This window comes from Algoriphagus oliviformis, assembly GCF_017254915.1.
Taxonomy (GTDB): domain Bacteria; phylum Bacteroidota; class Bacteroidia; order Cytophagales; family Cyclobacteriaceae; genus Algoriphagus; species Algoriphagus oliviformis.
Genome location: NZ_JAFKCT010000064.1, coordinates 1 through 316 on the forward strand (window position 1 = coordinate 1; position 316 = coordinate 316).

The window sequence follows — 316 nt, forward strand, 5'->3', positions numbered from 1 at the left end:
CAGCAAGCTGGCGTGCATCAGCTGGATGACGGGCGCATTGGAGGTATTGATGGCGCAGCGGCGTATCGCTATCGCCGAGCCGGAAGCGCTGGCGCATTTAATCAACGGCGGCCTGATGGATGCCGCGCTGTGGGTCGCCCATCATCCGGAAAAAGACGTGGGGCTGGAACAAGACTTGGCCAGTTTGAACCTGTTGCTGAACGGGCTGCGTTCCACCGCCGTATAGCCGTATAAGTGTTGATGTCAGCCGCCGCGCCGTTACCACGGCGGCTTAAGAGTGAACGGCAGCGGGCTCGACGTTTTGCGCCAACTGAAT

The 316-nt window shown here is 60.1% G+C and carries 1 protein-coding gene; it reads left to right on the forward strand.

What is annotated here, in order from left to right; translation table 11 throughout:
* Positions 1-226, forward strand: a 226-nt coding sequence (locus tag J0A68_RS23345; protein ID WP_206580515.1) for a TetR family C-terminal domain-containing protein, incomplete at its 5' end; no start/stop codon positions are given.
* Positions 227-316: the final 90 nt, after the last annotated feature.